This window comes from Fervidicoccus sp. SLHALR4 (assembly GCF_058692745.1).
Genome location: NZ_CP182483.1, coordinates 639648 through 658522, shown reverse-complemented (window position 1 = coordinate 658522; position 18875 = coordinate 639648). Strand labels below are relative to the sequence as shown.

Sequence of the window (18875 nt, the reverse complement as noted above, 5' to 3'; positions counted from 1 at the left end):
CCGGAGAATGAAGGAAATTGTAGAAGCCGCTCACTACGGCTCCCTAATACCCTTTTTTCCAAACACCCGCTTCAGAGTTGAACACGTCTTCAGAACCACAGTTTACCTGAGAAACCTCCTCGACGACTCTCTCTATTTGATCTCCTCACATCCGTGGAGATCTCCCTTCACAGTCAATGTATCATTCGAGGGATTCAGCGGCCTCTTCTCTCCAGGAGAAGTCCTCTCATTGAAGGATGGAGCGATCGAGGGGGAAAGTGCAGTTGTAGATCTGTCGAGAGGAAGGGTCTACATCCAAAACATACCAGCCATGATCGGAAGGGGGATCGGTTTCGAAGACGCTGCAGAGCTCTTGAAGTACTTCGGGGTGCTCAGCTCAGCCTGGAGCGGTGTTCTGAGATCTGCTGTCCTCGAAAGGATCTGCAGAAACAGGAGCAGAATTCTATCAGATGACTCGCTCAGAGAGTTGGTGGGGGCAGGAGCGGGGTTCACGCCCTCGGGGGACGACTTCCTCGTCGGCCTCTTCTCATTTTTAACTCTAGCGAAGAAGCTGAACATCTTGAATGGGTGGATCTATGAAGTGAGGGAAGACCTGCTGAAGAGAACCGTGTGGGCAAGCTACCAGTACATGCTGTATGCTCTCAGAGGCTACTTCGATGAGCTGGTGCTCAAAAATGCCCTGGCACTATTAGGAGGAGATTTGAGGGAAGCCGAAGATTCGTTCCTCCTTCTGGCCAGAAGAGGCCATGAAAGCGGGCTCTATATATGGCTAGGGCTTATAACTGGGTATTCTCTAATAAAATATAACAGCACTGCACTGCTTGATTACGTGTGCAGGTGATTTATTTGTCTGTTGAATACCCCAGCGACCAATCATTCTTCAGGTGGGTTTTGGAGAGGCTGGAGAGGGGAAAGCTCGTAGCGATGATACAGATAACAAAGAAGGCTGGCTCCGCCCCCAGGGGGCCGGGTACGAAGATGTTTGTAGATGAGGACGGAAACACCATCGGAACGATTGGAGGGGGCGACTTCGAGAGGAAGGTAATTGAAGAAGCTAAGAAGGCTCTCGAGTCTAGGAAGCCGGTAGAAAGGAAGGTCGCCATGTTCAGAGAGAGCCTTTATGAAGATGTGATAGCCACAGAACAGCTCTGCGGGGGTGTTGTAACCGTGTTCATAGATATCTTGAAGCCTCTTCAGAGACTGATAATCGTAGGAGCGGGGCACGTTGCCAGGCCCCTTGCCAAGCTTGGAAAAATGCTCAACTACAGAGTCGTTGTCGTGGACAACTTCCCTCAGTATGCCAATAAAGATAGGATACCTGAGGCCGATGAGATCTACGCATCGAGCGATATACTGGCGGAGATCGATAAAATCAAGATAGGCAAGAACGACTTCGTGGTCATCGTTCACGGAGACGGAGCGCTGGAAGCAGAAGTGCTGAAGAAGATATTCAGAGAAGGATCCTTCCCAAGGTACCTGGGCCTCCTTGCTGGAAAGGGGAAGCTGAGCTACATTCTCAAGTCTATGATGGAGAGCGGAATAGATCCCGAGCTTATAAAAAGCAAGCTCATTTCCCCGATAGGACTTGCGGTGGGGAGCGAGACTCCCGAAGAGATAGCGATAGCAGTCATGGCAGAGATACTGAAAGTTGACAGGGGGGCTCAGGGCATACAGGAGAACCAGACGCCGGCCCTGGTCGATCAGATACTGAAGGGAGGAAAGAGCAGTGAGGGAAAATAAGTTCGCAGTGATAATTCTGGCGGGCGGCCTTTCGAAGAGGTTTCCGGGGAATAAGCTGCTGCAGAGAATTAAGGGCAAGCCTCTCATTGTCCACACAGCAGAGAAGTTCCTTACCGCTGGAATGGACAAGATAATCATCGTCCTGGGAAAAGATGCTGAAAAGATCTTCGCAGCAATAGCTGAAGGGGTGAGCGAAGAGGAGCTCTCGAAAATATTCTTCGCATATAACTCTGGCTATGCTGTCGGGGGCATGAGCAGCTCCATAAAGACGGGGATGAAGATAGTGCTTCCAGGAGAGAGCGTGATGGTGCATCCTGCGGACGTCCCCTTCATAAAACCAGCCTCAATCGAGATGGTTGCCAAAGCTCATCTGTCGAGCGATCTTCCCATAACCGTTGCCTGCTACAACGGGAGGCATGCGCACCCAATAGTCTTCAAGCCGGAGCTGCACGAAGAAATAATGGGGATCAGCGAAGAGGGGAGGGGCCTCAAGAGCCTGGTGGCAAAATACAGGGAGAAGATGCTCTGCGTTGAAACGGGAGACCCAGGAACGTTAAGAGATGTAGATACTCCAGAAGATTTGAAAAAAGCCGTTGATGAATTCAATTTGGAGTAATTTTTCGAGACTCAGAGCTCTATCTCAATCTTTGATGGAGGTCTGAGCTCGTAGCTCTTCTTGAGGAGGTCTTCTGGAACCGGCCTTGTACCGAAGAAGGGCTTCAGCTCCTCTCTCTTCTTGTGGAAGTTGAACCAGTCGTCAGCGGTCATGTAGAATACTGGGGATCCTCCAAGCTCATGCTGAACTTCTGGATATGGCTTCATGAAGTGCCTGAAGTACATGCCCAGCCTGAAGCCGAATGGGCTTTCGAAGGTGGCCCACCATTCCTTTGCGCCCAGGACTTCGAAGGCATACTCCGCCTTGGTAGCGTATCCTGCTGTGCCTATCCCTCCCAATCTCTTGAACGTTATGCTGTGGAGGCTAACAGCTATGTCCTTGTTCATCATTCTGGCGTTCCAGACTCCTATGAGCTCATTTTCGTGGACTCCGATTATCACGTACTCGTCCTTGTACCTCGCCTGAGCCCATGCCAGAACCTCAGCGTATGTCCTGGCAGCAACGATGTGGTAGAGGTCCTTATCATACTGGTGATCAATGAGCTTCTTCAGCGTTTCGAGGATGATCGGCGCCTCCTCCTTCTTGGCGAGCCTGAATACTACTTTTTCTCCCTGCCTTGTCGTGTAAAGCTTTGGGACGAATTCTTTGCCGGCAACGAGGTCCTCCGAAGAGTGCAGAAATGCCTCCAGTATCTCTACTTTGAATGGAATTTCATTAACCGATATTGGAACGGGTGGTTTGACCATATTAGATCACAATTGTGATCTCGTCCTCTGAGTTAATAAATTTTTTAAAGACAATAAAATTTAAGAAATATTATAGAGCGGCGAGCTGCTTCTTCGCCTCGCTCATTCCAAGCTCCAAAGCCCTCAGATTAACCTCAAAGAACCTTTTCGATATGACCTTCTTCAACCCTGAGAGTATGCTATCACTCTTGAGCGGAAAGCCCTCGACTGCCGCAGCAGCTCCAAGCATCGCTGAATTCTGGGCTATTATGCTGCCGGAGGATTCAGCGATCTTTCTGGAATCGATTTCAACGATCCTCAAGCCGAAGCTGCTGCGTGCTATTTCTTCCACCTTTTCTAGCTCGGGATACTTGAAGAGGCCCATCGATACCTGAGGGGGCTCGATCGGGTTCTTGCTCAAGATGAGGTAGCCTCCTTTCTTCATGTAGTGGAGGTGCCTGAGAGATTCGGCTGGCTCCAGCGCTATCAAGACATCGCCCTTTCCCATCGGCACGAGCCCTCCGAAGATCTGATCCCCCAGCCTGACGTGGGCGAAGAGGCTTCCGAACCTCTGGCTCAGCCCGTGGATTTCCCCTATCCTCACTTTCACTCCTTCCTCAAGAGCGGCTTCACCTATTACCCTTGCGATCGTCAGCACGCCCTGCCCTCCGATCCCCGCTATTATGATGTTGTACCCCACTACTTCATCACCTCTATAGCATCATACGGACATACCTGTGCGCAGCCTCCGCATCCCCAGCACATTTCGGGATCTATAACTGCCTTCTTCTTCTCCCTTTCCCACCTGATGGCTGGGCACCCGTAGGCATTGATGCAGACCTTGCAACCGGTGCACTTGTCCTCGTCAACCTTGTAGATCTTCCAGCTTTCTCCCCTCCTCCTCTTCTGAGAGATCACCGCGAGGGCGCAGTCCCTCCTCGCTACTATGACCTTGACGCCCTTGATGGAGAGAGACTTCTTGACAGCGTTTTCTACTGCCTTAATATCATATGGATCCACGACTTCCACAAAATCTGCCCCCATAGCCCGCGCCACATCTTCTATGGAGACCCTCTTTCCCTTCACTCCGCTTGCACTTCCAGGGTTGGGCTGGTGCCCCGTCATTGCCGTGGTCCCGTTATCCAGAACGACCAGGGTGAAATCAGAGCCGTTGGCTATCGCGTTTGCCAGAGCCGGAATGCCTGTGTGGAAGAATGTTGAATCTCCTATGGTAGCGACGATCTTCCCCTCTTTCCCTCCTCCTTCAGCTGCAGAGATCCCGTGCGCTATTGAAATTGAAGCGCCCATATCTACTGTCGTGTCAACGGTTTTGAGGGGAGGGTAGTATGCCAGAGTGTAGCAGCCTATATCGCTCGGGAAAATCGAACGGGGAGTCGCTGCCTTTCTGATCGCATAGAAGGTGTTCCTGTGGGGGCAGGCGGGACAGAGGGTCGGCGGAACTGGGGGTGCGAGGGAAGATGCTTCTCTTCCCAGCTCTTCCAGGCGGGAAAGATCCAGCGGAAGATCCCTCTTTAGAAAAGAGGCCAGAGATTTGAGGACCTTTTCGGGCGTCAGCTCAAAGTCCCTCGGAACAAGGTCCTTGCCATGAACTTTGATCCGGATTCCGCTATCGAAGGCAGCTAATTTCACCTGCTCTTCCATGACGGGCTCGAGCTCTTCGACGACAAGTACCTCTTCGAGGCTCCCGAGGAACTCCAGGACAGGCTCTCTGGGCAGAGGGTAAGGCATGAGAACCTTCATTATCTTAACATCTCTCTCTGCTCCCAACCAGTCCAGTGCTTCCTTCACATATCCGTAGGCCGCTCCCCCCGTTATTATCCCGAATCTGCTCGATTCGTCCCCCTCGATTTCTACGAACTTCCTCCCTTCGTTCTTAGATAAATTCTCCATTATTCTGCTGTGCTCGAGCTTCATCCTCCTCGAATTGGAGGGGAGGTTCACATAGCTCTCGGGAGACTTCTTGAAGCTTCCCGTCTTCCTCCTGGCATTGACTATATCGTCGGGAAGGTCCCCAGTCACCACTTCGCCTCTAGTGTGCGAGAGCCTTGTCGTGGTTCTCAGTATGACCATTGTGCCGTAGCTTTCGCTTAGGTCGAAGGCCTTCCTCGTCAGCTCGAGAGCCTCCTGAGGCGATGTCGGCTCGACAGCAGGGACGTTTGCGAACCGGGCGAATATCCTTGTGTCCTGCTCGTTCTGGCTGCTCCACATGCTCGGGTCATCGGCAACAACAGCCACAAAGCCTCCTCTGACTTTCATGCTTGCTGAGCTCATCAGTGGGTCGGCTGCGACGTTCAACCCGACATGCTTCATGCTCGTCATGGACCTCAGACCGCTCCAGGAGGCACCGAGGCATGCTTCAAATGCGACCTTCTCATTCACAGAGACTTCAGCATAAACTCCAGCCTCTTCAGATATCTCGAGCATGCTGTCGAGGATCTCGCTGCTTGGAGTCCCTGGATATGCCGCGAAGAAGCCGATGTTCGCCTCGAGGGCCCCTCTGACAATGGCTTCGTTTCCAAGCAGGAGGAGCTTGGAGCTCTTCGGAGCCAGGAGCATCCCCTTGCTCAATTCTCCCCACCTCGAGAGAGGTTCTTGGAAAACTCGTATAGGGCCTTTGCAGCAGCGGCCACATCCTCCGGCCTCTCGTAGACCGGGATCCCCTCGCTTTCCAGGAGCTTCCTCGCCTGAGCGCTGACATCTCCAGCCATGAATAGAGCAAGCACAGGCTTTTTGGCTGAAGATCTCCTGACGGCTTCAATTATTCCTCTGGCGTGCTCATCTCTCTCGATGCCGGCGAAAGTGGGAACAACGGAGATCTCAATCAAAATATCCACGCTCTCGTCGCCCATGAGGATCTCTGTGGCCTTCCTGTAGTCTTCTCCTCTGGCGCTTGCTATCATGTCCACGGGGTTTCTGAATGAGGCGAATGGGGGCAGAAACTTCCTGAGCTCTTCTACAGACCTCTCGGAAATGCGGGGAACTTCGAGCCCGTTCTGCTCCAGCTGGTCTGTCACAAGCACTCCTCCTCCTCCAGCATTGGTGATCACACCAACTCTTCTCCCCCTCGGAAGGGGCTGCGAAAAAGCCCTCGACATAGAGAGAGCTTGATCGATTGTTTCGGCAATTATGCCCCCCGCCTCTGTTATAGCTGCCCTGTACACTTCCCACGAGCCCGCCATGCTGCCCGTGTGCGAAGAGACTGCCTCGGATGCCGCCCTGCTTCTTCCCCCCTTCAGCACGATCACGGGCTTCTTCTTCGTTGCTTTTTTGAGCGATGAGATGAACTTCCTTCCGTCTTTTACTCCCTCCAAGTAAAGCATTATGGAGTCAGTCTCCTCATCCTGAGAGAGGTATTCGAGGAAGTCCGAGAAGTCCAGGTCAGCCATGTTCCCTAGGCTGACGAACTTAGAGAAGCCTATGTTTTCCTTCACCGTCTTGTATATTATGCCTGCTCCCAGCGCACCGCTCTGCGATAGGAATGCCGTCCTTCCAGGCACTGCAGACATGATGAATGTGGCGTTCAGGTTCTTTCCAGTGTTCATTATGCCTACGCAGTTCGGGCCGATTACCCTCATGTTCCTCTTCCGAGCCTCCTCCACTATCTTCGTCTCCATCTCTTTCCAGTATTCATCGCCGGTTTCACCGAAGCCGGCAGTTATGATCACAGCAGCCTTTGCTCCCTTGTCCCCGCTCTCTCTTATCACATCAAGGACGTGCTGCCTCGGAACAGCTATTACTGCTAAATCCACATCATCTTCCACATCTCCTATGCTCCTGTAGGCCTTCCTGCCCATTACCTCCTTTTCCTTCACATTTACAGGATAAACCCTCCCCGGATAGCTCAGGAGGTTTTTGAAGATGTCATATCCGATTTTTGCGGGATCGTTAGAGGCTCCAATGACCGCTACGCTCTTCGGGCTGAAGAGATGGTCGAGCTGCAAATTCAATACCCCAAGCATCGATATTATCCTTGAAGCAGTTATTTCATTTGTGCAGGTGCTCCCACTATCATGGATTATGAGAGGATATTCCGAGTAAATGTCAGCGAAGAAGCCGTCTCTCTGTCGAGGAAGTACGGAGTGTTGCCATACATGGCCGAGAGGTATCTGATGCTGTTCGGAAGGGATGGAGCAATAGATTTCTTGGAGAGCGCAGCTAGGGGAGTCCCCAGGAGCATAAGATGCAACACTCTGGTCGTGAAGAGCTGCGCGGAGCTCAAAGAGAGGCTTGAAGAAAGAGGTTTCGTTCTGAAGCCTTCGAAAATTGCGCCATATGCTTTCTACGCTGAGCGAGAACCTGTCTCCCTCGGAACTACCTTAGAGCACTTGCTGGGCTACTACTTCATCCAGGGAGTTGGGAGCATGGCGTCGGTCATAGCTCTTTCCCCAAGGCCGGGGGAGAGAGTAGCGGATCTCGCATCGGCTCCCGGGGGAAAGACCACCCACATCGCCCAGCTCATGGAGAACAGCGGGGCAGTGCTCAGCGTTGACAACGATGCCGGGAGGCTGGCCAAGCTCGTCTCCAACATAGAGAGGATGCATGTAAGAAATGCAGTTGTCCTCATGGAAGACATTTTGAAGCTGGATTTCCTGGAGAGCAGGTTCGACAGGGCTATGCTCGATGCTCCATGCACTGGAGAGGGGCTTCTGGTCTACAGGAGGGAGAGGAAGTCAACTAGAACCATCGAAGATCTGAAGAAGATGAGCAGCTATCAAGAGAGGCTTGCTCTCAAAGCATACAGGCTGCTGAAGCCAGGAGGGATCATGGCATATGCTACATGCAGCATAGCTCCAGAAGAGAACGAGCTCGTTCTCTCCAAGGTTCTTGAGAGAGAAGATTCGCTTGAAGTCTTGGAGACTAGAATTGACGGCGCAGCCAATAATCCCGGGGTTGAAGAGTTCAATGGAGTTCGCTTCAGCAGCGAAATGAAGAAGTGCCTGAGGCTTTATCCGCACACAGATGGAACGGAGGGATTCTTCATATGCCTTCTAAGGAGGAGAGAGTGAAAGTCTTCGACTGCGACGCTGGAAAAGAACTGCTCCAGAAATTTCTCAGGCAGATCGGAGCTGCGTGGAGGGATTGCGAAAGAATCCTCTGCAGAAGATCTGGGGATAAGGTGTGGATATACTGCGTCGATCAGCAACCTGCGGAAATTGCTGAGCTGCTCGCATCGGCTGGAAGGGATCCATATCACGCGGGCATGATGGCGGGGTATATTGATGAAAGGGGAGAGTTTGTGCCTTCGCTGGAGCTGGGGTGGGAGCTGATTGCGTCAAAAGCAGTTGGGAGCTCTGCAGCGGTAGTGCTCGACGAGAAGGAGGAAAGAGACTTCATCTTTGGAAAGGCCGTGAAGCTCAGCGGAAATTACCCTCGCAGCAGAGGAATGCTTCTCGTGGTTAACAGGAGAGGAGAGTTCCTAGGATGGGGGAGAACAGCTGGTAAGATGCTGGTGCCGATAGCAGATATCGGCCTCTACCTGAGGTCGAGGAGCTGAAGGTCGTTTAACAAACCTTAATAACCTTCCTTTTTCAAAAATACCGCGTTGGTTCAGTTATCGATGAGGTGCCATTCGGAATGCCCTTCAATGAAAAGGACTTCGTGTTGGTAGAATACACAGCTACTGTCAAGGAAACAGGCAGCGTTGTCGACACCACGAGTGCCGATATAGCTAAGGCAAACAACATCTTCGACGAAGATAAGCAGTACGAGCCCATTCTGGTTGTGATAGGAGAAGGGAGAGTAGTTAAGGGACTTGAAGAAGCTATAAGAGAGATGAACGAAGGCGAGGAAAGGGAGGTGGAGATACCTCCCGATAAGGCCTACGGGGAGAGGGATCCATCGAAGCTCAGGAGGATCCCGCTGAGAGAGTTCAGGAAAGGAGAGATTGAACCGATTCCCGGAAGAATCGTGGAGATCAATGGAGTTCCTGCTGTAATAAGAGACGTCAGCGGTGGCAGGGTCCTCGTTGACTTCAACCACCCCTTGGCTGGAAAGGTGCTCATATACAAAGTGAAGGTTACCAAGCACCTCAAGACCGACGAGGAAAAGATCAGGGCCCTGCTCAAGAGGAGGCTCAGAGCGAAGGAACCTGAGAAATACCAGATAACAATATTGAGAGAAGAGGGGGTCGTTCAGATAAAGATACCTGAGCAAGACATGCTCAATCAAGACATACAGCTTGCTAAGAGGGCTCTGGCCAGAGAAGTGCTGGAATACATCCCAGGCATCAGCAAGGTCGTGTTCGTGGAGGAGATAAGCAAGCAGAAGGAGGAGAAGGCTGAGAAGGAGCAGGCGGGGGCATCAGAAGAAAAACCCAGCGAGCAGCCCCAGCAGAGCTCCGATAAAAAATAAGTGTGGGATAGTTCATTAATTCGAGAGAATGTTGGGAAGCCATAATGCTTCTTTTCAGTTTTTTGCTTCTTTGTTGCTAACTTAAAATCCCTTGAAGGCTTCTCGTCGTGCCCCGCAGACAGGGCATTTCTCTGGAGGCTCATCGCCCACGTGAGTATATCCGCAGACGGGGCAGATCCACACTTTACCTTTCAAGTCGAGATCCTTTCCCTCATCAACGCTCTTCTTCGCCTCTTTGTAGAGTTCAGCATGTATCTGCTCAGCTTTGTAAGCGTAGGTGAAGCTGACTTCAGCTTCCCTCTCCCCCTGAAACTTCGCTATTTCGATGTAGACGGGATACATTTCCTTCACCTCGAATTCTTCCCCTCTGATAGCCAGCTCAAGATTCTTGCTGGTGCTACCGGGACCTATTGGAACTCCTCCGCTCCCCTTTGCATCCTCATTGTACTCTCTCAGTGCTCTGTAGTGGTTGCTAGCATGAACCTGCTCAGCATATGCTATTGCTCTGAAGAGCCGTGCCACATTTCTGTAGCCTTCCTTCTCAGCGACTTCAGCAAAGAAGAGGTAGCGCATGCGAGCCATCGATTCTCCGCTGAAAGCTGAGAGAAGCGCTTCCTTTGTCATGTCCTTTACCATATTCCATTCCCCCAAGGCAGGAAGTTTCTCCTATATTTTTGGCCTTTTTTATACAAATAAATTTCTTTTCTATTAATTGCACGCCTCTTTTCCGGAGATTGTTCTCAAGAAATAACTTCTGTTTCCATTGCCAGCCTCTCAGCCGCTTCCCAGCTCAGCCCTCTGTCTCCCAGTATAGTGTATCGTTCCGGTCTTATCTTGTGAGCTATAGTTAGGGCTTCTATGATTGTATTCTCTGGAATACCGAGCTCCTTGGCATTCACTGGTGCTCCAACGGTTTTCAGAACTTTCCTTATTTTCTTCCAGTTGAGCCTGTGGAGCTTGGCCATCATTATCGTTCCCACACCAGTCTGCTCTCCGTGAAGGGCTGGTTTTGGAGCTATTTTGTCCAAGGCATGGCTGAAGAGATGCTCGCTCCCGCTGGCAGGCCTGGTGGAACCAGCTATTCCCATAGCTACGCTACTGTTTATGAGGGCCTCGAGAACTATCCTCGTGCCCTCATCTACGTTCTTGGCAATTATGCCGCTGTACTTAACCACGTGCCTTGCTGAGAGCAGAGCCAGGCCAGCTGCAAATGCTCCATAGTATTCATTTCTCAGCAAATGAGCGAGCCTCCAATCAGCGACTGCCGTGAACTTCGCTATTGTATCCCCCACTCCAGCAACGAGAAGCCTCCTCGGAGAAGATGCTATCATCTCTAGGTCTGCAAGAACCAGCGCTGGTTGCTGCGCTCTGACAGAGGTGCTCCATCCTCCACCCTTGAGGCTGGCAAAGGGGCTGGCTATGCCGTCGTGGCTGGCCGCTGTTGGGATGCTAATGAAGCCCTTCTTCGCTTCCCAAGCAGCGTATTTTGCCAGGTCAATGCTCTTTCCTCCTCCAAACCCTGCAATAATGTCATATGAAAGCTTCGTTGCTTCCTCCGCAATCTTTTTAGCTTCATCGATGTGGGGAGCTTCGGAGACATGAACTTCATACGAAATATTCCCCTTTTCCAAGCCTTCCGTGAGCTTCTCTCCGTGAGCTCTCCACACATTCGGACCTGTTACAATTAGAGCCTTAGTTCCATGCTTCTTCAAGCCTTCGGGAAAATATTCCACAATGTTTGCAACGATGCTTTTTCCGATTACTACACGGTGCATCAAATCGATGATGTGGCTCTTCGCGTTCATACCTACACCTTCTCTTAAACCAGGTATCAATTAAATACTTCCGTTAATTATATTTAACCGGCTGCCAATCAGTTTCTCAATAGGTTTGAGAGGTCAGCGAAATGGAATTCTCACTGAACACCGACAGAGCACTGCATGGAACAACCACAGTTGGATTGATAGCAAGAGATGCCGTGGTTTTAGCAGCAGACAGGAGAGCTACTGCTGGTACATTCATAGCCCACAAGAGGACGAAGAAGATACTGAGAGTTGGGGATAAGATGGCCCTGACAACTGCAGGCCTTGTGGCCGATGCTCAGGTGCTCGCCGATTTCCTCAATGTTGAATTGAAGTATCTGACGATAACCAGGAAGCAGCCGGTAACTGTCAGGGAGGCTGCGCACCTCCTCTCTCTGATTCTGTACAGGTACAAGGCTTTTCCCTTCTACGTCCAGCTCATCCTCGGAGGCTACGACAGCGCGCCGAGGCTGTTCTCGCTGGATCTTTTCGGAAGCGTCCTTGAGGAGAGATACGCGGCTACAGGCAGCGGTTCTCCAATAGCAGTCGGGGTGCTTGAAGAGGGATTCAGAGAAGATATGGAGCCGGAGGATGCTAGAAGGCTGGCAGTGAAAGCGGTGCAGATGGCGCTGAGGAGGGATTCCGCAACTGGCGATGGCGTAGATAGCGTTATAATCAATAAAGAAGGAATAAAGGAGTTCTCTGATCCAGCTGTTCCATAGCTTTCTTGTCCTACAGAAGCTGCATGGCGGAAATCGCAGTGAAGACAAGGGGAACAGCTACTACTGCGGGCTTCAATCCGAGCGCTAGGACTGCACCCGCTGTCAAGGAGCCTACCAGCGTTCCCATCTCTCTAGAAATGAAGTAGGAGTGGGTTCCATAACCGCTGCTCGCTTCAGAATAGAGGTTGAATAACGTGGCATCCATCGCCAGCCCTAGGAAGTACATCCCTATGAGGTAGAAAACGAGCGTTTCTTCTCTGTACATAAGCGGCATAGCGAAGGAAAGCCAGAGCCCCCTCATAGCTATTATTGACACAGCTATTTTTCTGTCCCCCGAGAGGAGCCTGCTTATTAATAGGGAGCCGACCGCTACGGTTATCCCGGTTATGCCCTGGGCAAGCCAGTATTCCCTCAGGGGGAGCGATGTTTTCACAAGCAGAGGCATTGCAGTGAAGACAAAGTCTCCTGTTGCGACAGCCAAGAAAACTGAGAGCATGATCCTTCCTCTGGGCAAAACCGATCTCCCGCCCCAGAAAACGAAGGGCTCTGAAGCGCCCCCGAGAGCGCTTTCTATTGCCGTTGAAAGGATCCCCCTGCTACTTGCGAACCCTATGAACTGAGTGACCCCCTTTCCAAGCATATGCAGCTTCCTCTCCAGGCCCAAGTTTATAGGGGGGAGCAGGAGGAGAGTGAGAGCTCCGAGGAAGGAAGCCAAGACGAGTATGCTAGAGAGAGACGCATTTACGATTCCAGATGATATTAATATGAGAGCACTCCCCCTCAGGAAGTTCTGCAGGATTCTCTGAAGAGTGGAATACCTGGACCAGGAGAGGCTGTCGAATAGCTCATATATGCTAGTGCTGATGGCCAAGTTAGCGCTTGAGACAGCCGCAGAGTGAAACATGTATGCTAGCGTAACGGAAAATAGAGTGCTCCTGGTGAACAGGAGGAGAGACACCGTTATGGAGAGGAAGGCAATCGCCATCAAAGTCCTGTTTCTTCCTGCATTCCCGAGAGAAGAGAGAGATTTGTTCACCGCTATGTAGAGAAGGCTCCACATTGCTGCCACGATGCTGTAGTATATTGGAGAGACTTTGAACGTGAAGCCTATATATGTGAAGATAGCCATGTCGAGCATTGAGAGCATTGCCATGAAAGAGACTCCTATGTAGAACCACAACTCAGTCTCCACCTGCTATCTCCTAAAGTCTCCAGTGAGATTTTAAAAAGAGAGACAGGTTCATTTCACTTCAGAACTATGCTTTCAGAAGCTTCAGAGCTGAGCGAGATCTTCAGCAATACCTACAGCGAGAGTTTTTAGAAAAAAGCAAAGCGTGCATTTGAACGGGATCTCATATTACAAAAGAACCAATAACTGAATTAAGAAAGGATGATTGAAGTCTCGGTCTCATTCATTCTTGTAGGTTTCAATTATCTCCCTGACGAGGGTCTCGGGAATCCTGGATGGTGTCTTTCCAAGAGAGAGCTGAATGTAGAACATCTTGGATGCTTCTTCAAGTATTTCTATCTTAGCGATGGCCTCCTCAATGCTCCTTCCCATGCTGAAAACCCCGTGGTTCTTGACGATGATGATGTCGCTTTTCTGTACTGATCCGGATATGGCCTCAGCCGTTTTCGCACCTGGTGGAGCAAACTCCAAAACAACTGGGCTCTTCAGGTAGAGCACTTCCTCGGGCGTTGCGTGGAGAGGACCGATCAGAATTCCAGCATTAGCTAGAGCTACTGCGTGCGGAGGGTGAGCGTGGGCAACAGAGAAAACGTCCTCCCTGCTCCTGTATATCAGAAGGTGGCTTGGCAACTCGCTTGACGGTTTGGCTCTTCCAGAAATGACTTTCCCCTCCATATCTACCTCTACTATATCTTCTGCACCGACCTTCCACTTGGGAGATCCAGATGGAGTTATCAGTATCCCCCTCATGCTCCTCGCGCTTAGATTTCCCCCTAGGGAAGACACGAGGCCTCTATCATAGAGCCTCCTCATCCCTTCGGAAACCTTCACTCTGAGATCCTCCTCTTCCATCCTTCTCACCTCAATTTTCAAGCAGTCTGGATATCTCCCGCGAGAACTTCTCCTTTTCGACCGGACAGCCTATAGATATTTGCTCACTTTCTGCATCAACTATGAGGGGGAGGAGGAGGTCTCCTCCCTCGAAGATTTCTACTTCTTCAGCCGCCATTTCGTTTTCATCGACATCTATGTAGATAAAGTCTATGCCCATCTCCTTCAAATAGCTCACGGCCCTTTCGCAAGGGATGCAGCCTCTGCTCCCATATATGATGAGCCTCTTATTTTTCGCTCTTGATGGCATCGAGGAGCTCCCTTTCCCTCTTCTTCAATTCGTCTTCAAGCTCCTTGAGGAGCTCTTCGCTCCTGCTTTCTATCTTCTTCTTCCCTTCAGCATATGCCTCATCAAGCTCAGCAAGCTTCTCCTCCACCCACTTCTTCTTATCGATCATGAATTCCAGCACCGATCATTGTTATCGCATGTTGCTATTAAAAATGTTCCCTGCAAGGTGAGAACCATCACAGGAGCGGGAGTTGAAGAAATCCCGAGAGAGTAGGCCTTCCCTGCATGTGGCGTATTCTAATCCAAGCTTAGCCGCTTCGCTGACAACCGGCATGAGGAGCTTCTTCCTCAGTTGCCTTTGAAGGTACCTGTAGCTCCCCACAGACTCTCCCTCCTCGAAATACAACTTCCTCCAAGTCCTCTCCATTTCTGGAAAAGCTTCAATCATGTCTCTGAAGTCTATGGGCTTGGCCTTATAGGTGGAAGTGACAACCATCTTCGCCCCCGCACCTGCAACCGCCCTCACGAGCTCTCTAAGCTCTTGCTCATCATTGTTGAGCCCAGGTATGATCGGGTCTATTCTCACACCTACCGGAACTCCTGAAGAAGCAAGCTTCTCCATAGCTCCCATCCTCTCCTGAGGTGAAGGGGCCTCCGGCTCCAGCTTCCTCGCGAGAGAGCTTTGGAGGGTTGTAATGGTTGGGGTAACAGCTGTCTTCCCCCTCAGCATAATGTCGGCATCTCTGAGGAGGAGGTTTCCTCCCTTTGTAGTGATTAGCACTCTGAATCCGCTCTCCACTAGAAGAGAGAGGACGCTCCTCGTTAGCTTGTGCTCTTCCTCTTCACTTGGGTAGGGGTCGCTGCTTGTTCCCAGGTTGACGACTATCCTCCTGTCCAGCTTTGGCAGCGCCCTCGCAGCTAGCTTCAGAAAGTCCTTCTTGGGCTGACTTCTTTTCTTCCCTATATAGCTCTTCGCATAGCAGTAGAGGCATGAAAAGGAGCAGCCTGTATACGGATTGAGAGAGTACTTTCTTGGGCAGGTGCAGAGCTCACTCTGCCAAGGATCGAAAAGCGAGAATGGATATATGCTGCCTCCTATGCAGCTCACCTCAGGAGCACATGCTTCTTTCCAGTCCTCTTATCATAGATGTATATCAAATTGCTCTTCTCATCTACCCTTATCTCGTATCTGTAGCCCAGGTGGATCTTTTGCCCGCTCCTCAGCATCTGCTTAGTCCTTCTCCTAGCATATTTGGGGATCCACATGATCCCAGCTTCTCCGTGCGAATTTTTTCAACCTTTATTTTTCGGAGCCAGAAGCTCAGCACCCCTCCGCGGAGGTCACAGCATCCCGCTTTTCTTAAGAGGGGCGTTTAGGGGCGAGCGCTCTGCTTTCGCTCCCCGTGTGAGCACATTTAAGTAATATTTCAATGACAAAATTATAAACTTATCTTCCAAACATAAAGTACATGCACCTTTTCAAGACCCGTTTAAGCGGCGCCTCCATATTGTTTATAGACAATCGGAATTTTTCCGAAAACTTTCCTTATGTTCTCCACCGAATATCATACAACAGCTGCACACGTACCAGGCGACAAAGAAATTAGTAGGATTTCAGTACAATGCAGCAACAGGTGGAATAGCTTGAAGAAAGAATTCTGCATGGGCCCAATTGGATATGTGAGACACGATGTTAGTTATGAAGAGCTGAGAAACAAGCTAGAAGGAGTAGAGGGATACATAGAGATCCTCCCCGAATATGCGGAGGGCCTCACCAATTTGGAGGGGTTCTCGCATATAATTGTAATAACATTCTTAGACAGTGTTACACAGGAGCAGAGAAAGACGCTGAAGATTAGGCACAGGAAGCTTGAGAGGCTCGGGATAAAGATAGACGATGTTCCTGAAGTGGGGGTTTTTGCTTCGGACAGTCCGCACAGACCGAACCCCATCGCTCTCTCAATAGTGAGGCTCCTGTCAGTTGAAGGCAATAAGCTCAGGGTGGAGGGAATAGATGTTAGCAGCGGAACCCCTGTCTTGGATATAAAGCCATACGATCAAGGAAGATGCGTGAGGAACTTCACTGTACCGTGGTGGTCCGAGCTTCTCGAGAAGAGAATTAGAGAGAAGTTTGGTGCTCGAGAGGGCTACTATGGATTCTCTCCTTGACTGTTTTTCCAGCCACAGCACCTACATCGCTTCTTACTACTTTCAATTAATAAGCGATGTTGATTTTACAAAGAAATATGAACTACACTATTCATTGATTCCCTTAAAGGGAGCTTCATGGAACCCATTCTCTGAATCTTCTCGGCTATCATTGATGGAGGCTGTTCCCAATTTTTCGACAAATTTAATTACTTCTAAATGCTAGCAAATACTTGATGCATTATGGTGGAGAAGCTCTACAAGCTTAGCGAATTCGCCAAGTTGATGGGTGTAAGCCGCAGTGCTGTTATTAAGTGGATTAAGCAGGGAAAAATCAGGGCAATTAACATCCACGGCAGATGGTACATCCCAGAATCAGAATATGAAAGGCTTGTCAGAGGAGCATAGAAAGAGAAAGAGCTGGAGGAATTTAGTAGGTTGTTGAAGACCATTGAGAGGACAGTAATCTTCGAACCGTGGGCTAATAAATTTGTTATGCAGGCTCTCAAATCCCCCACGCATGGGGTGCGGTTGAAGCTTATGAACCCGCACCAAGGGCTAACCCCGCTCACGGAATTAAAAGTATTGTGAGGAGGAACGCATATAAAAACCGTAAAACAATCACAGCGGTAGCTTCAAAGCTCTCCATATTTCAGGATGGAGGAGTCAGAACCAGCCGAAAGATGTGGAGGCTTCTAGATGTGAGCCTTAGCCGAGCAATCTTCGACTGCTGTGAAGCACAGAGAAAAAAAGGGGGGAACTACTGGCAAGTCCTCCATAGATCTAGAGCGGGAAACTGTTTCTTCGTGAGCTCGTCACTTTTGATGAGATGAATCTGTTTATATGTATATACAAACGTACTTTAAATGAAAACTTTTTTATACTGTTGCGCAGTTATTTTTCAGATGATTGTCTATTTAGTTTCTGATAAATGAGGTAAAAAATTAAAAAAGAGGAAGGGTCGATCGTGAACGAGGAGACTGTTACGTTCAGGCCTTTGCTTCTACTCTACTCCGAGAAGGGGCCTTTTTCATGCATTGATTTGAGCTTATCTGGGGAGCAGGAAAAGCTCTTCTCTAGCATTGAAGAAGTCATGAAGAAGATAAAGAACAGCGGGCTGGAGATCCTGGGGGCTAAGGGGAGCTACAGATTGGATGGAAGCAACTCTTCCGCAGACCTGCTAATAGCTGTAAGAGGAGGAGAGGAAGAGGTAAGCAAAATCTCCGAGCAGTTGAGGAGCCTGGACTGCGTTACCCACTCTTCCATTTCAATGAAATTCAACGGATTCTGCTACTCAAGGAGGTTGTTTCCCATAGACGTTTTCGGTCTGAGATGGGTGATGATGGGGCCTGCCAACTACGAAGCTATTCTCCTCGGAGCTAAGAAGATCCTCGGCTATCAGATATTCCCGTATTTTCAGAGGAAGCTCGGAAATCAGATAGGAGAGAATCTCTATGATTACTACGTCAAGTCGATGGGAAGAATAGAGAGCTTTGACGAAGCGATGAGCTTTCTCTCAATGATGTTTTCCGTATCAGGGTGGGGAGTCCTCGAGACGTGGAAAGTAGATCAGAACGGGGTTGAGGCCACCCTGAGAGACTACTGGGAGGTGCAGTTCTATCAGGCCAAGATGGTGGATGAGAAGCCGAGAATATTGCTGGGCCTTCTAGAAGGGTTCTTCAAGAATCTTCTCAGGAGAGAAGAAGCATATGCAGATTTGGTCTTGGTGAGCAAGGAAGGGAAGAGCCTGAAGGTTACAGTATTCGTTCGATTCTGAGCTCAAGCATCCGCTCTGAGGATTTTTCTATGGAACTCTTCGGCTTTGCGGGCAGCATGCGAGTTCAGAGCTCTCCTCCACTTCTCTCCGTTATGTGAGATTCGCTCGGGGAGGAAACTGCAACTATCCTTTCTACCCCTCCTATTTCATCTATATATTCAGCCACTGATCGAGGAACGAGCTCCTTCCACCTCTCATCGCCCCTCTTCATAAGTTCTCGAATAAATGTTCCATTGTATTTTTCTCTCATGTATGGTTTCGGGGGAACTGTTTTGAAGCCGAGCTCGCTGAATATTCTGTACATAATTGGGTTCCCCACATATATAGCCTCAGCCTTTGGGCATGTGTAAACAGCGTGGTAAGCAGATGAGGGGTGGATCTCCATCGTGGGGAGCGTTGAGGTTATTATCCTTCCCAGATCAATTCCTCTTTCTGCCATTGAAAGCCTTATCATTTCTATTCTCTCGCCGGCTGTGAAGGGGTTTCTCTCTGTGTGGCTCTCGCTACTCATTCCTATGAGAAAAATGAGCTCGTCGTATTCTTTCAGGATGTCCTCAGCAACATGCAGGTGCCCCAAGTGAAATGGCTGAAACCTCCCGAAGAATATTGCCCTCCTGGGAATTTTCATGCCTGCTCACTCAGCTTTCAGTATTTTAAAGCTGCG

At 50.1% G+C, this 18875-nt stretch carries 22 protein-coding genes and 1 pseudogene; 10 read left to right on the top strand and 13 right to left on the bottom strand.

Annotation, left to right across the window (positions count from 1 at the left end; all coding sequences use genetic code 11):
- The first annotated feature begins 7 nt into the window (after positions 1–7).
- Genes ACLGLO_RS03510 through ACLGLO_RS03500 form a run of 3 tightly spaced genes read left to right on the top strand, consistent with a single transcriptional unit; the run spans position 8 to position 2356 of the window.
- Positions 8–841 (top strand): oxamate carbamoyltransferase subunit AllH family protein, encoded by an 834-nt coding sequence (locus ACLGLO_RS03510; RefSeq protein WP_492129007.1) that lies wholly within the window; start codon positions 8–10, stop codon positions 839–841.
- 5 nt (positions 842–846) lie between these two features.
- Positions 847–1740, top strand: coding sequence for an XdhC family protein (locus tag ACLGLO_RS03505; RefSeq protein ID WP_492129006.1), 894 nt, complete (start codon positions 847–849; stop codon positions 1738–1740).
- Positions 1727–2356 carry a nucleotidyltransferase family protein gene (locus ACLGLO_RS03500; protein WP_492129005.1) on the top strand — a complete coding sequence of 210 codons (630 nt, stop codon included), beginning with the start codon at positions 1727–1729 and terminating at the stop codon, positions 2354–2356. Before ACLGLO_RS03505 ends, ACLGLO_RS03500 begins: the two co-directional genes overlap by 14 nt.
- A gap of 11 nt (positions 2357–2367) precedes the next feature.
- On the opposite strand, the gene ACLGLO_RS03495 is transcribed toward ACLGLO_RS03500, so the two are convergent.
- The 4 genes from ACLGLO_RS03495 to ACLGLO_RS03480 all read right to left on the bottom strand — a co-directional run bounded on the left by ACLGLO_RS03495 (position 2368) and on the right by ACLGLO_RS03480 (position 7043).
- Complete coding sequence (locus ACLGLO_RS03495) at positions 2368–3102, bottom strand: N-acetyltransferase (protein WP_492129004.1); 735 nt, start codon at positions 3100–3102, stop codon at positions 2368–2370.
- Between the two features lie 70 nt (positions 3103–3172).
- Positions 3173–3781 carry an indolepyruvate ferredoxin oxidoreductase subunit beta gene (gene iorB, locus ACLGLO_RS03490; protein ID WP_492129003.1) on the bottom strand — a complete coding sequence of 203 codons (609 nt, stop codon included), beginning with the start codon at positions 3779–3781 and terminating at the stop codon, positions 3173–3175.
- Entirely contained in the window at positions 3781–5658 is a 1878-nt protein-coding gene (gene iorA / locus ACLGLO_RS03485; protein ID WP_492129130.1) for an indolepyruvate ferredoxin oxidoreductase subunit alpha, read from the bottom strand. Before iorA ends, iorB begins: the two co-directional genes overlap by 1 nt.
- Before the next feature lie 8 nt (positions 5659–5666).
- The gene (locus tag ACLGLO_RS03480) at positions 5667–7043 is read right to left on the bottom strand and encodes an acetate--CoA ligase family protein (RefSeq protein WP_492129002.1); all 1377 of its coding nucleotides are present in this window, start codon (positions 7041–7043) and stop codon (positions 5667–5669) included.
- Positions 7044–7112: 69 nt separating this feature from the next.
- Here ACLGLO_RS03480 and ACLGLO_RS03475 point away from each other — a divergent pair, with 69 nt between their 5' ends.
- The 3 genes from ACLGLO_RS03475 (at position 7113) to ACLGLO_RS03465 (ending at position 9453) form a co-directional block, all read left to right on the top strand.
- Positions 7113–8108, top strand: a complete 996-nt coding sequence (locus ACLGLO_RS03475; RefSeq protein WP_492129001.1) for an RsmB/NOP family class I SAM-dependent RNA methyltransferase — start codon at positions 7113–7115, stop codon at positions 8106–8108.
- A complete protein-coding gene (locus tag ACLGLO_RS03470) occupies positions 8084–8596 on the top strand; it encodes a hypothetical protein (RefSeq protein ID WP_492129000.1) in 513 nt (170 codons plus the stop codon). Before ACLGLO_RS03475 ends, ACLGLO_RS03470 begins: the two co-directional genes overlap by 25 nt.
- Before the next feature lie 80 nt (positions 8597–8676).
- Entirely contained in the window at positions 8677–9453 is a 777-nt protein-coding gene (locus tag ACLGLO_RS03465; protein ID WP_492128999.1) for a peptidylprolyl isomerase, read from the top strand.
- A gap of 81 nt (positions 9454–9534) precedes the next feature.
- Here ACLGLO_RS03465 and ACLGLO_RS03460 read toward each other — a convergent pair whose 3' ends face one another.
- Both ACLGLO_RS03460 and ACLGLO_RS03455 read right to left on the bottom strand, forming a co-directional pair.
- Positions 9535–10089, bottom strand: a complete 555-nt coding sequence (locus tag ACLGLO_RS03460) for a rubrerythrin family protein (protein WP_492128998.1) — start codon at positions 10087–10089, stop codon at positions 9535–9537.
- A gap of 104 nt (positions 10090–10193) precedes the next feature.
- Positions 10194–11258 carry an NAD(P)-dependent glycerol-1-phosphate dehydrogenase gene (locus ACLGLO_RS03455; protein WP_492128997.1) on the bottom strand — a complete coding sequence of 355 codons (1065 nt, stop codon included), beginning with the start codon at positions 11256–11258 and terminating at the stop codon, positions 10194–10196.
- Between the two features lie 101 nt (positions 11259–11359).
- Here ACLGLO_RS03455 and psmB point away from each other — a divergent pair, with 101 nt between their 5' ends.
- Entirely contained in the window at positions 11360–11977 is a 618-nt protein-coding gene (gene psmB, locus ACLGLO_RS03450) for an archaeal proteasome endopeptidase complex subunit beta (RefSeq protein ID WP_492128996.1), read from the top strand.
- Between the two features lie 10 nt (positions 11978–11987).
- On the opposite strand, the gene ACLGLO_RS03445 is transcribed toward psmB, so the two are convergent.
- The 6 genes from ACLGLO_RS03445 to ACLGLO_RS03420 all read right to left on the bottom strand — a co-directional run bounded on the left by ACLGLO_RS03445 (position 11988) and on the right by ACLGLO_RS03420 (position 15552).
- Complete coding sequence (locus ACLGLO_RS03445; RefSeq protein ID WP_492128995.1) at positions 11988–13169, bottom strand: hypothetical protein; 1182 nt, start codon at positions 13167–13169, stop codon at positions 11988–11990.
- Between the two features lie 216 nt (positions 13170–13385).
- Positions 13386–14018, bottom strand: coding sequence for a class II aldolase/adducin family protein (locus tag ACLGLO_RS03440; RefSeq protein WP_492128994.1), 633 nt, complete (start codon positions 14016–14018; stop codon positions 13386–13388).
- A gap of 10 nt (positions 14019–14028) precedes the next feature.
- Positions 14029–14307: a glutaredoxin family protein gene (locus ACLGLO_RS03435; protein ID WP_492128993.1), complete on the bottom strand. Its 279-nt coding sequence runs from the start codon at positions 14305–14307 to the stop codon at positions 14029–14031.
- Entirely contained in the window at positions 14285–14467 is a 183-nt protein-coding gene (locus ACLGLO_RS03430; protein ID WP_492128992.1) for a hypothetical protein, read from the bottom strand. The genes ACLGLO_RS03435 and ACLGLO_RS03430 overlap by 23 nt, the downstream gene beginning before the upstream one ends.
- A gap of 9 nt (positions 14468–14476) precedes the next feature.
- Positions 14477–15394 carry an SPL family radical SAM protein gene (locus ACLGLO_RS03425; RefSeq protein WP_492128991.1) on the bottom strand — a complete coding sequence of 306 codons (918 nt, stop codon included), beginning with the start codon at positions 15392–15394 and terminating at the stop codon, positions 14477–14479.
- Positions 15391–15552 carry a hypothetical protein gene (locus ACLGLO_RS03420; RefSeq protein ID WP_492128990.1) on the bottom strand — a complete coding sequence of 54 codons (162 nt, stop codon included), beginning with the start codon at positions 15550–15552 and terminating at the stop codon, positions 15391–15393. The genes ACLGLO_RS03425 and ACLGLO_RS03420 overlap by 4 nt, the downstream gene beginning before the upstream one ends.
- A 378-nt stretch (positions 15553–15930) precedes the next feature.
- Here ACLGLO_RS03420 and tsaA point away from each other — a divergent pair, with 378 nt between their 5' ends.
- The 3 genes and pseudogenes from tsaA (at position 15931) to ACLGLO_RS03405 (ending at position 18211) form a co-directional block, all read left to right on the top strand.
- Positions 15931–16455, top strand: coding sequence for a tRNA (N6-threonylcarbamoyladenosine(37)-N6)-methyltransferase TrmO (gene tsaA, locus ACLGLO_RS03415; protein ID WP_492128989.1), 525 nt, complete (start codon positions 15931–15933; stop codon positions 16453–16455).
- Between the two features lie 264 nt (positions 16456–16719).
- A pseudogene (locus ACLGLO_RS03410) lies at positions 16720–16836 on the top strand (helix-turn-helix domain-containing protein); the annotation flags it as partial.
- A 565-nt stretch (positions 16837–17401) separates the two neighbouring features.
- Entirely contained in the window at positions 17402–18211 is an 810-nt protein-coding gene (locus ACLGLO_RS03405) for a hypothetical protein (protein WP_492128988.1), read from the top strand.
- A gap of 64 nt (positions 18212–18275) precedes the next feature.
- Here the strand turns inward: ACLGLO_RS03405 and ACLGLO_RS03400 are convergent, their stop codons facing one another.
- Positions 18276–18839: a nicotinamide-nucleotide adenylyltransferase gene (locus ACLGLO_RS03400; RefSeq protein WP_492128987.1), complete on the bottom strand. Its 564-nt coding sequence runs from the start codon at positions 18837–18839 to the stop codon at positions 18276–18278.
- Positions 18840–18875 lie beyond the last annotated feature (36 nt).

Excerpts from the sequence above, each read along its gene's own strand:
- ACLGLO_RS03510 (WP_492129007.1), top strand. The coding sequence starts at position 8 with ATGAAGGAAATTGTAGAAGCCGCTCACTACGGCTCCCTAATACCCTTT.
- ACLGLO_RS03495 (WP_492129004.1), bottom strand. The coding sequence starts at position 3,102 with ATGGTCAAACCACCCGTTCCAATATCGGTTAATGAAATTCCATTCAAA.
- iorA (WP_492129130.1), bottom strand. The coding sequence starts at position 5,658 with ATGCTCCTGGCTCCGAAGAGCTCCAAGCTCCTCCTGCTTGGAAACGAA.
- ACLGLO_RS03475 (WP_492129001.1), top strand. The coding sequence starts at position 7,113 with ATGGATTATGAGAGGATATTCCGAGTAAATGTCAGCGAAGAAGCCGTC.
- ACLGLO_RS03470 (WP_492129000.1), top strand. The coding sequence starts at position 8,084 with ATGCCTTCTAAGGAGGAGAGAGTGAAAGTCTTCGACTGCGACGCTGGA.
- ACLGLO_RS03465 (WP_492128999.1), top strand. The coding sequence starts at position 8,677 with ATGCCCTTCAATGAAAAGGACTTCGTGTTGGTAGAATACACAGCTACT.
- ACLGLO_RS03460 (WP_492128998.1), bottom strand. The coding sequence starts at position 10,089 with ATGGTAAAGGACATGACAAAGGAAGCGCTTCTCTCAGCTTTCAGCGGA.
- ACLGLO_RS03455 (WP_492128997.1), bottom strand. The coding sequence starts at position 11,258 with ATGAACGCGAAGAGCCACATCATCGATTTGATGCACCGTGTAGTAATC.
- psmB (WP_492128996.1), top strand. The coding sequence starts at position 11,360 with ATGGAATTCTCACTGAACACCGACAGAGCACTGCATGGAACAACCACA.
- ACLGLO_RS03440 (WP_492128994.1), bottom strand. The coding sequence starts at position 14,018 with ATGGAAGAGGAGGATCTCAGAGTGAAGGTTTCCGAAGGGATGAGGAGG.
- ACLGLO_RS03435 (WP_492128993.1), bottom strand. The coding sequence starts at position 14,307 with ATGCCATCAAGAGCGAAAAATAAGAGGCTCATCATATATGGGAGCAGA.
- ACLGLO_RS03420 (WP_492128990.1), bottom strand. The coding sequence starts at position 15,552 with ATGTGGATCCCCAAATATGCTAGGAGAAGGACTAAGCAGATGCTGAGG.
- ACLGLO_RS03400 (WP_492128987.1), bottom strand. The coding sequence starts at position 18,839 with ATGAAAATTCCCAGGAGGGCAATATTCTTCGGGAGGTTTCAGCCATTT.